The sequence below is a fragment of the Aeromonas sp. TECH754 genome (assembly GCF_056279295.1).
Genome location: NZ_JBWBRA010000001.1, coordinates 3,757,564 through 3,767,500 on the forward strand (window position 1 = coordinate 3,757,564; position 9,937 = coordinate 3,767,500).

Annotated in this window: 4 protein-coding genes, 1 tRNA gene and 3 rRNA genes (1 of these 8 cut by a window edge); all 8 read right to left on the reverse strand. The window is 58.0% G+C overall.

Features of this window, described 5'->3' with window-relative positions; translation table 11 throughout:
- Positions 1-67: 67 nt before the first annotated feature.
- Complete coding sequence (locus ACZ9IL_RS17165; RefSeq protein WP_476004564.1) at positions 68-1,513, reverse strand: amino acid permease; 1,446 nt, start codon at positions 1,511-1,513, stop codon at positions 68-70.
- Positions 1,514-1,617: 104 nt separating this feature from the next.
- Positions 1,618-2,073 carry a beta-galactosidase subunit beta gene (locus ACZ9IL_RS17170; RefSeq protein WP_476004565.1) on the reverse strand — a complete coding sequence of 152 codons (456 nt, stop codon included), beginning with the start codon at positions 2,071-2,073 and terminating at the stop codon, positions 1,618-1,620.
- Positions 2,070-5,144, reverse strand: coding sequence for a beta-galactosidase subunit alpha (gene ebgA / locus ACZ9IL_RS17175; protein WP_476004566.1), 3,075 nt, complete (start codon positions 5,142-5,144; stop codon positions 2,070-2,072). Before ebgA ends, ACZ9IL_RS17170 begins: the two co-directional genes overlap by 4 nt.
- Before the next feature lie 313 nt (positions 5,145-5,457).
- On the reverse strand, positions 5,458-6,429 hold the full coding sequence (gene ebgR / locus ACZ9IL_RS17180) for a transcriptional regulator EbgR (RefSeq protein WP_476004567.1): 972 nt from the start codon (positions 6,427-6,429) through the stop codon (positions 5,458-5,460).
- Positions 6,430-6,582: 153 nt separating this feature from the next.
- Positions 6,583-6,697: ribosomal RNA gene (rrf, locus tag ACZ9IL_RS17185) — 5S ribosomal RNA — on the reverse strand.
- 25 nt (positions 6,698-6,722) lie between these two features.
- Positions 6,723-6,798 (reverse strand) — tRNA-Thr (locus ACZ9IL_RS17190).
- A gap of 45 nt (positions 6,799-6,843) precedes the next feature.
- Positions 6,844-6,958, reverse strand: a 5S ribosomal RNA gene (gene rrf / locus ACZ9IL_RS17195).
- Between the two features lie 126 nt (positions 6,959-7,084).
- A 23S ribosomal RNA gene (locus ACZ9IL_RS17200) occupies positions 7,085-9,937 on the reverse strand (it continues 37 nt past the right edge of the window).

Here is a 9,937-nt window from a genome sequence, read left to right on the forward strand (position 1 = left end):
TCTCCTCATTGGGTTTTGCGGGTGGCCGTCGGCCACCCGGTTGGGTCGGCCATTCAGGCCGCTCTGATCAGGACACCTGCACGGCGGCCTGAGCGGTCGGCAGGGCTTCTTTCGCGCGAGCCTCCTCACTCAGGGAGGCTTCGTATCTGTTGTATTTCCACCAGGCGAAGCCCAGGAAGATCACGATCCCGCCCACGTTGTAGAAGACGATGGTCATGATGTCGGCGCCGGTCGGGAAGGTGGAGGCGAGGAAGCCGACTCCGAAGATGGCGATCAGTACCGAGACCATGGCGATCCCGGTGCGGCGCGAGCCCATCCTGAAGTCTCGTGGCAGGTGATCCAGCTTCAGGCGCAGATTCAGGTAGGCCAGCATGATGAACAGGGGGGGCAGCATGGAGGCGGCCGCCGTCATGTTGATCACGGTATTCATCAGGTCTTGCGCGGTGTTGGAGCCGAGGGTCGGGATCAGCATCAGCGGCAGCACTATCAGATACTGGATCCAGGCCGCACGGGCGGGCACGCCGTGCTCGTTCAGCTCGACCGTCTTCTTGCCGAAGATGCCGGCCGGGATCTCGGAGAAGAATATCTTCACCGGGGTGGCGGTCCACATCAGCAGGGAGCCGAACATGGCGGTGAAGGAGACCAGACCCACGAAGCGGTTCATCAACACGGCGGGCAGGCCGAAGTAGGCCGCCAGCCCCTCGAACACCTGCACCGAGCCACCGGTGAATTTCAGGGTGTCGCTCGGCACGAACACGTTGATCAGCAGCGAGGCGATGGAATAGAGCACGCCGATGAAGATCCCGGCGATGATGATCACCTTCACGAACGACCTGGAGCCGCCCTTGACGTCATTCACGTAGACGGCGACCGACTCGGCGCCGCCGGCCGCCATGAAGATCCAGGTGGTAATGCCGAGGAAGGCCCAGCTGAAATCGGGGATCATGGCCGCCACCGTGATGGGGTCGGCCGGTTGCACGCCACCGATCAACGCGGTGCCCGCCAGCAAGATGTAGGAGAGAGTCAGCAGCAACATCAGGGAAGAGGTCACCGAGGTGATGGGGCCGAGCATCCTGGCGCCGTTGGTGGAGACATAGGTGGCAACGGCGAACAGGATCATGCTCAACCCCGTGGTGGCCAGCGGGGTGAAGACATACTCGTAACCCAGGAAGGCATAGGAGGCGTAGGCAATCACCCGCGGCAGCAGCGAGGTGAAGAAGAACAGGTTCACGAACCAGTAGGTGTAGGCGGAAATAAAGGCCCAACGGCCACCGAGGGCGCTTTTCACCCAGGCGTAGACGCCGGCCTCGGAGTTTTTATTCAGTGACACGAACTCCGCAATGATCAGGCAAAACGGAATGAAGTAAAAAATGGTGGCCAGGAAGAACATCGGGGCGGACGCCAGCCCGATCTCTATGTTGTTGTTGATGACGTTGTTGAAGCTGAACACGGCCGCAAAGGTGAGCGACAGCAATCCGAACTTGCCTATCGTATTGCGTTTGGCATCTGACATTTTCCATCTCCAGACCTGTAGTTATATTTCTGCGAAAGGGCGGGGCTTGGATGTAGGGTGAGCCCCGCCCTTTCGGCTTTTATCAGTGCAAAAACAGCGGCTGGTTATTTGTTTTTGAAGTAGCCGCCTTCCACCGTGACCTTGATGATGAGCTTGCGCACCTCACCATCCCCGACGAAGCGATAGGCCTCGTCGTTCTCGAAGATCACCAGCTGGCCGTTGCCGACCCGCTGGCGCGCTCGCACCTCACCGGCCAGCCACTCGCGGTCGCTGGTGTCGTCATAGGCTGATTCCGTCTGCAGGCCGCGCTTCTCGGCCCACTCCACCGTCTCCTCCCCTTCCAGGTAGTAGTGGATGTCGAAGTAGCGGCGCTGCCCCTCGAACAGGGAATGGGCCGGGCTGACCCCCTGCTGCAAGCGGTAGGTGAGGGAGTCACCGATGGAGTGGCAGATGCCGGGCTTGAGGTTGGCCAGGTTGTCGATGGCCTCCACGCAGCGGCCCCACTTCTTGCCCTCCCGGTAGATGTTTTTGAACAGGGTCAGGTTATCCAGGGTGATCATGCGAGCGTCCTCCCGCCGTTGATGCCAAGGTCGAGCCCGGCCAGCGCGGCCGGATTGAGGTTGCCACGGGCGATGGGCAACAGGGTCAGGCCGAAGCTGAACGGCTCGAAGCGCACCCGCCAGGAGTCCAGCACCTCGGAGCCCCAGGAGTTGGAGCCGAGCCCCAGCACCTGGTGATCCAGGTTGAGGGTGAGATAGCCACAGGGTTCCAGCTCGTTGATGTGCTGGGCGGCGTGGATGTGTTCCCAGCTGTAGGGCCAGACGCTCAGGTTGATGGGGGCATCGGGCCTGACATAGAGACCGGCGCCGTGACGGTTGGTCAGGGTGGCCCAGCGCACCTGTTGGCGGTTGCCGTTGTCCTGCGGGAAGGGGTAGTGCTCCCACATCTCGGCGACCGAGCTCTGGAAGCAGTCGATCCAGTTGCTCTGGCGACTGTCCTGGTAGTTTTCCCCCGGCCCCATGCCGAAGTAGTGCACCCGATCGAGATCCTCGCGGATACCCAGCTCGAAGCCGATCTTGGGAATGATGTCGTCATAGCCGCCATAGGGCTGGCCGGACAAGGCCACGTGCAGCTGACCGTTCGGGCTCAGGGTGTAGACGTAGCGACAGCGCATGCCGAAGTCGAACACCGGCGGCGCGATCAGGCTCTCCACCGTTACCTCGACCGCCTCCCCCAGCTGACGCCAGCTCAGGCTGCGGAAGTGCTCCTGCATGATCTGCAGGTGGTTCGGGTGCCACAGGCTCTCGTACTCCTGCTTGTGGTTGTCGATCATCGGCTTGAAGAAGGTCAGGCGCGGTGAGCGCTCAATCAGCTCGCGACCATCCTGCTGCCAGCTCACCAGCTTGCCGTCGAGGCGAGAGAAGCGCAGGGCGAAACCGTTGCCGGTGAGGGTGAGATCGAGCCGCTCGTCGGCGATCTGCAACGGGGTAGCGTTGGGGTTGGCAAAGGGTCGCAGCTGACGGGTCGCCGCCTTCAGCTGGAACTGATACTGGCCCAGCTCGTGCTGCGCCGGACTGTAAGCCGTGGCCGTGACCTTGAGGATCCGCAGCTGGACGAAGGCTTCCCGTTCATCGAGGGATGGCAGATCGAGCTGCAACGGGGTGGTGACACCCGGAGCAACCCCTTCCAACCGGAGCTGCTGGCTGGCCAGCAATTCTCCTTCCGCCTTCACCTCGACCAGCAGCCGAATGTCGTCCAGATTGGAGAACCAGTAGCGGTTTTCCAGCTCCAGCTGGCCGCTGGCGGCATCGAGGGCACGCACCTTGACCGGGCAGATCACCTGTTTGTATTCGCGCAGGCCCGGCCCCGGGGTCTGATCCGGGTAGATGAGGCCATCCATGCAGAAGTTGTAGTTGTTGGGGTAGTCGCCGTAGTCGCCGCCGTACTTGTAGACCGGGCGGCCCTGCTCGTCCTGCGCCAGTATGCCGTGGTCGCACCACTCCCAGATGTAGTGACCCTGAATATGGGGATGACGGTCGAACACCTGCTGGTATTCGTGCAGGCCACCCGGGCCGTTGCCCATGGCGTGGGCGTATTCGCAGAGGATGCGCGGCTTGTCCATGGGGTACTCGCCGAAGCAGTTCATCTGGGAGACGCGGGAATACATGGTGCTGACCACATCCACCACCTCGGCATCGCGATCCTCTTCGTAGTGCACCAGCCGGGTCGGGTCGAGCGCCTTGCAGCGCCGATACATGGCGCGGATGTTGCAGCCGTAGCCGGACTCGTTGCCGAGGGACCAGATGATGATGGAGGGGTGGTTCTTCTGGGCGTGAACGTGGCGCTCGATCCTGTCCACGAACACTGGCTCCCAGCAGGGATCGTCGGTGATGCGGCTGAGATCGCCGACGTTGGCGAAGCCGTGGGTCTCCACGTCGGTCTCCGCCATCACGAACAGGCCGTACTGGTCGCACAGCTCGTAGAAGCGCGGATCGTTCGGGTAGTGGGCGGTGCGCACCGAGTTGAGGTTGTGCTGCTTCATCAGCACGATATCCCGCTCCACCCGATCCATGCCGACGGCGCGGCCCTTCAGGTGGTCGTTGTCGTGGCGGTTCACCCCATGCAGTTTGAGGTACTGCCCGTTGACATGAAACAGCCCGTCTTTGACGCTGATCTCGCGTATGCCGACCCGCTGCGGGATCACCTCCAGCAGTGTGCCTTGGTCATCATAGAGAGAGAGCATCAGCTGATAGAGATAGGGGTCTTCGGCATTCCACAGGTGGGGGCTGGCCAGATCCAGGCTGAAATGGCGGTCGAGTTTGCCGTCTATGGTCAGGTTATCGAGGGAGCCGCTGGCAATCTCGGCGCCCTGATCCAGCAGGGACCAGGCCAGGCGATGCCCCTGTGCCGGCTCACCCAGGTTCTCCAGCTCGATGTCGCAGCTCAGGGTGGCACTTCGGTTGTTGTCGGCCAGCGCTGTCTGAATGAAGAAATCCTGCACATGGACGGCGGTTTTGCCCACCAGATAGACGTCGCGGAAGATCCCCGCCATCCACCACATGTCCTGATCTTCGATGTAGGTGGAGTCAGCCCATTGCATCACCCGTACCGACAGCAGGTTCTCACCGGTGTTGGCATAGGCGCTGATGTCGAACTCGGCGGTGAGGCGGCTGCCCTTGCTGAAGCCCGCATAGTGGCCGTTCACATAGACCTCGAAGTAGGTCTCGACCCCGTCGAACTTGATGATCACCTGCTCGCCGTCCCAGGCCGGGCTCAGCACGAAGCTGCGCTGGTAGGCGCCGGTCGGGTTGTTGCTCGGCACGAAGGGCACGTCTATGGGAAAAGGGAAGCCTTCGTCGGTGTATTGCAGCTTGCCGTGCCCTTCCATCTGCCACATGTTGGGCACGGCTATCTGGCCCCAGTCGCCCATGGGACTGTGATGGAAGGCCTCGGGCACCTGCAGGGGGTGCTCGAAGTAGCGAAACTGCCACTGGCCGCTGAGGTTCAGGAAACGACGGCTCAGCTCGCGCTGCAGGGTCGTCGCCGTGGCGGCATCGGCATAAGAGAAGAAGTAGGCACGGGGTGCCAGCCGATTTTCACCGACGAGTTGAAGGTTTTCCCAGTTATTCACATGTCCTCCCGGAACAAGGCAAGGTAGCTGGGTAAACTCTAGTTAAATATTTACTAAATATCAGGCAATGATCGGTAAACTTTTAACCTCATCACACAAGATAGCCCGATCTGTGAGCAAGATCCGATGTCGAGGAGAAAAGGTCGGCTGAGTTGCTTGAATGGCACAGATGTTGATAAACAGAGAGAGAATGAGATGAATATGGCGATATTACAATGTGTTAAGAGTAATTGTTGGCAGACGTAAGCAATGAGGGGGAAGAGAGGAGGTCGCGCCATCTGACAATGGCGCAGATAAAGAGTGGAGTTTTTTACTAAACTTGGCGGGTCGTGCCGCGCAGCGTCAGCCGGCTGGGCACCAGCACCCGCAGCGGCACTTCCCGCTCGTCCCGCAGCCGCTCGACCAGCAGATTGACCCCCTGGGAGCCCATCAACTCGGAGTGAATGCGCACCGTGGAGAGCGGCGGGAAGGTGAACTTGGCGGTCGGGATATCGTTGACGCTGATGAGTTCGATCTGCTGGGGAATCGCCAGCCCCTTCTCGTGGATCGCCCGCAGCACCCCGATGGCGATGGAATCGGAGGCCACGAACAGCGCCTTCGGCCAATCCCCAGTCAGCATCTCCTTGGCCAACTTGTAGCCGGAGGCACTGGAGAAGTCCCCACGATAGAGATCGCCATCCTGCACCACCCCCAGCCGCTGGCCGTAATCGAGGAAGCTCAGCTCACGCAGATCCGGCAGCTCATCCTGACCGCCGATATAGCCGATACGCCCATGCCCCTGGGCGATGAAGAAATCCACCACCTGCTGGCTGATCAGCGCCAGATCCACGTCCACCGAATCGAATTCCCCCTCGGAGCGACAGTCGATAAACACCAGCTGAGCAGAGAGAGAGTAGAGCGCAGCCAGACGCTCGACAGGCAGATGGCCGATGACCAGGATGCCATCGACGGCGGAGAGATCACGCCCCTCGGCACCGTTGTAGAAATGGGTCAGCTCAATATTGAGGCGGGCGCACTGGGTCTCGATGCCATAGCGAATGGCGAGATAGTAGGGGTCATTGATCTCGGTACTCTGGGGATAGGCATAGACCGCCAGGAAGTGCAGCTTGCTCTTGTGTATCCCCTTGCGGGCGCTGCTGGTCTTGTACTCCAGCCGCTCGGCGATCTCGAAGATCTTCTGCTTGGTCTCTTCCTTGACGCTCAGCGTCGGATCCTCATTAAGCACCCGTGACACAGTGGCCTGGGAAACCCCGGCCTCCAATGCAATTTCCTTCAACGTAGCCATGCATACTCCTCTGGCGATGACACCCGACCCCAGCCTCCAGAGTAACGGGCAAGCCGCTGACAGCCCAGCATTTTTACTAAAAGATGCCCGTCAGAACAGCAAAAATCCCAAAGCAAAAAGGCCTCCCGAATGGGAGGCCTCTTCTAAATTGGTGCCTGACAGTGTCCTACTCTCGCATGGCGAATGCCACACTACCATCGGCGCTACCGCGTTTCACTTCTGAGTTCGGCATGGGATCAGGTGGTTCCACGGCGCTATTGCCGTCAGGCAAAAGCTTTATCACTACTGAAAACTGGTGCTGATACCCAGAGTCGAACTGGGGACCTCATCCTTACCAAGGATGCGCTCTACCAACTGAGCCATATCAGCATACTAACTTGCTAAGACCACGCTGCGCGTCATCTTGAATTGGGTGCCTGGCAGTGTCCTACTCTCGCATGGCGAATGCCACACTACCATCGGCGCTACCGCGTTTCACTTCTGAGTTCGGCATGGGATCAGGTGGTTCCACGGCGCTATGGCCGCCAGGCAAAAAACTTCAATCTCGGAAAGCTGACGTGAATAACGACTTAGGCGTTTGCCTTGTCACTATCACTGAATTAGATAAGTAGTTCGTTCACTTGCTACAAGGCCCAGAACACTTCTTGGGTGTTGTATGGTTAAGCCTCACGGGTAATTAGTATGGGTTAGCTCAACACGTCGCCGCGCTTACACACCCCACCTATCAACGTTGTGGTCTCCAACGGCCCTTTAGGACCCTCAAGGGGTCAGGGATGACTCATCTCAGGGCTCGCTTCCCGCTTAGATGCTTTCAGCGGTTATCGATTCCGAACTTAGCTACCGGGCAGTGCCACTGGCGTGACAACCCGAACACCAGAGGTTCGTTCACTCCGGTCCTCTCGTACTAGGAGCAACTCCCTTCAATCATCCAACGCCCACGGCAGATAGGGACCGAACTGTCTCACGACGTTCTGAACCCAGCTCGCGTACCACTTTAAATGGCGAACAGCCATACCCTTGGGACCGACTTCAGCCCCAGGATGTGATGAGCCGACATCGAGGTGCCAAACACCGCCGTCGATATGAACTCTTGGGCGGTATCAGCCTGTTATCCCCGGAGTACCTTTTATCCGTTGAGCGATGGCCCTTCCATTCAGAACCACCGGATCACTATGACCTACTTTCGTACCTGCTCGACCTGTCCGTCTCGCAGTTAAGCTGGCTTATGCCATTGCACTAACCTCCTGATGTCCGACCAGGATTAGCCAACCTTCGTGCTCCTCCGTTACTCTTTGGGAGGAGACCGCCCCAGTCAAACTACCCACCAGGCACTGTCCGCGAGCCCGATTCAGGGCCCTGCGTTAGAACATCAAACATACAAGGGTGGTATTTCAAGGACGGCTCCAGCGCAACTAGCGTCACGCCTTCAAAGCCTCCCACCTATCCTACACATGTAGGTTCAATGTTCAGTGCCAAGCTGTAGTAAAGGTTCACGGGGTCTTTCCGTCTAGCCGCGGGTACACCGCATCTTCACGGCGAATTCGATTTCACTGAGTCTCGGGTGGAGACAGCATGGCCATGGTTACACCATTCGTGCAGGTCGGAACTTACCCGACAAGGAATTTCGCTACCTTAGGACCGTTATAGTTACGGCCGCCGTTTACCGGGGCTTCGATCAAGAGCTTCGCTTGCGCTAACCCCATCAATTAACCTTCCGGCACCGGGCAGGTGTCACACCCTATACGTCCACTTTCGTGTTTGCAGAGTGCTGTGTTTTTGATAAACAGTCCCAGCCATCTGGTCACTGCGACTCCCAACTGCTCCATCCGCAAGGGACTTCACTGTCAAGAGCGAACCTTCTCCCGAAGTTACGGTTCTATTTTGCCTAGTTCCTTCACCCGAGTTCTCTCAAGCGCCTTGGTATTCTCTACCCGACCACCTGTGTCGGTTTGGGGTACGATGACTTGTAATCTGAAGCTTAGAGGCTTTTCCTGGAAGCAGGGCATCAATGGCTTCACCACCGTAGTGGCTTCGTCTCGTGTCTCAGCGTTGTATCTCCGGATTTGCCTAGAGATACCGCCTACGCACTTTCACCAGGACAACCGTCGCCTGGCCCACCTAGCCTTCTCCGTCCCCCCATCGCAATTACAAGTCGTGCAGGAATATTAACCTGCTTCCCATCGATTACGCCTTTCGGCCTCACCTTAGGGGTCGACTCACCCTGCCCCGATTAACGTTGGACAGGAACCCTTGGTCTTCCGGCGAGGAGGCTTTTCACCCCCTTTATCGTTACTTACGTCAGCATTCGCACTTCTGATATCTCCAGCATACCTCTCGATACACCTTCGCAGACTTACAGAACGCTCCCCTACCACTCACACATACGTGTGAATCCGCGGCTTCGGTGCCTGGTTTGAGCCCCGTTACATCTTCCGCGCAGGCCGACTCGACTAGTGAGCTATTACGCTTTCTTTAAATGATGGCTGCTTCTAAGCCAACATCCTAGCTGTCTGAGCCTTCCCACATCGTTTCCCACTTAACCAGAACTTTGGGACCTTAGCCGGCGGTCTGGGTTGTTTCCCTCTTCACGACGGACGTTAGCACCCGCCGTGTGTCTCCCGGATATTACTTACTGGTATTCGGAGTTTGCATGGAGTTGGTAAGTCGGGATGACCCCCTAGTCCAAACAGTGCTCTACCCCCAGTAGTATTCGTCCGAGGCGCTACCTAAATAGCTTTCGGGGAGAACCAGCTATCTCCGAGTTTGATTGGCCTTTCACCCCCAGCCACAGGTCATCCCCTAACTTTGCAACGTTAGTGGGTTCGGTCCTCCAGTTGATGTTACTCAACCTTCAACCTGCCCATGGCTAGATCACCCGGTTTCGGGTCTACACCTTGCAACTAGACGCCCAGTTAAGACTCGGTTTCCCTACGGCTCCCCTATACGGTTAACCTCGCTACAAAATGTAAGTCGCTGACCCATTATACAAAAGGTACGCAGTCACCCCGAAGGGCTCCCACTGCTTGTACGTACACGGTTTCAGGTTCTATTTCACTCCCCTCACAGGGGTTCTTTTCGCCTTTCCCTCACGGTACTGGTTCACTATCGGTCAGTCAGGAGTATTTAGCCTTGGAGGATGGTCCCCCCATATTCAGACAGGATGTCACGTGTCCCGCCCTACTCGATTTCACAACAAGGTCGTTTTCATGTACGGGGCTATCACCCTGTATCGCTGGCCTTTCCAGGACCATTCCACTAACTTCCAAGTTGCTTAAGGGCTAATCCCCGTTCGCTCGCCGCTACTAAGGGAATCTCGGTTGATTTCTTTTCCTCGGGGTACTTAGATGTTTCAGTTCTCCCGGTTCGCCTCTATTACCTATGTATTCAGTAATAGATACCCAGCTTATGCTGGGTGGGTTTCCCCATTCGGAAATCTGTGAGTAATAGCGTCTCTTACCGACTTCTCACAGCTTATCGCAGGTTAGTACGTCCTTCATCGCCTCTGACT